The 601-nt window shown below is 56.9% G+C and carries 1 pseudogene; it reads left to right on the top strand.

Annotation, left to right across the window (positions count from 1 at the left end):
• Positions 1-71 precede the first annotated feature (71 nt).
• A pseudogene (locus LKK83_RS21170) lies at positions 72-601 on the top strand (hypothetical protein); the annotation flags it as partial.

Below are 601 nucleotides of genomic sequence, written 5' to 3'. Positions count from 1 at the left end.
GGGGGGAGAACTCCTCCCTACGCATAAATGACGAGGGTTTCCGTTCTCCCCCTTACCAACCCTAATTTCTGATGAGCAACTTCAGACACCGATTAAGCAAATTATCGCCCGAAAAGCAACGCTATGCCCTCGAGACCCTGCCCAGTCATCTGGTGGGCCGCGCCCAACCCCAACGCCTGCACCAATTGCTGAGTGATTTTGACTTTATCGAGTCCAAAATCGCTGCATTGGGCGTGCCAGCGCTGATTGAAGATTACGAATTAGCCATTACCGCCGATATATTGCCATCCTCACCATGCCTCCAAACCTGGCAATCCATCGCCGGGGCACTGCGACTCTCCGCTCATATTCTAGAACGGGATCCGGCGCAACTGGCGGGACAACTGCTAGGCCGATTGTTGTCATTTGACACCCCCGACCTGCAAACCCTACTGGAAACCGCCAAACAATGGCGGGGAAAAACCTGGTTGCGCCCCCTCACGGCAAACCTGACGCCCCCCGGCGGCCCACTGCTGCGAACCCTCAGCGGGCATAATGGCTGGGTAAGCGCCGTGGCCCTCTCCCCCGATGGCCAATTCGCCCTGTCCGGTTCAAACGATAA

The sequence above is a fragment of the Phormidium sp. CCY1219 genome (genome assembly GCF_035615515.1).
Taxonomy (GTDB): Bacteria; Cyanobacteriota; Cyanobacteriia; order Cyanobacteriales; family Laspinemataceae; genus CCY1219.
This window is presented reverse-complemented; position numbering and strand designations above follow the sequence as displayed.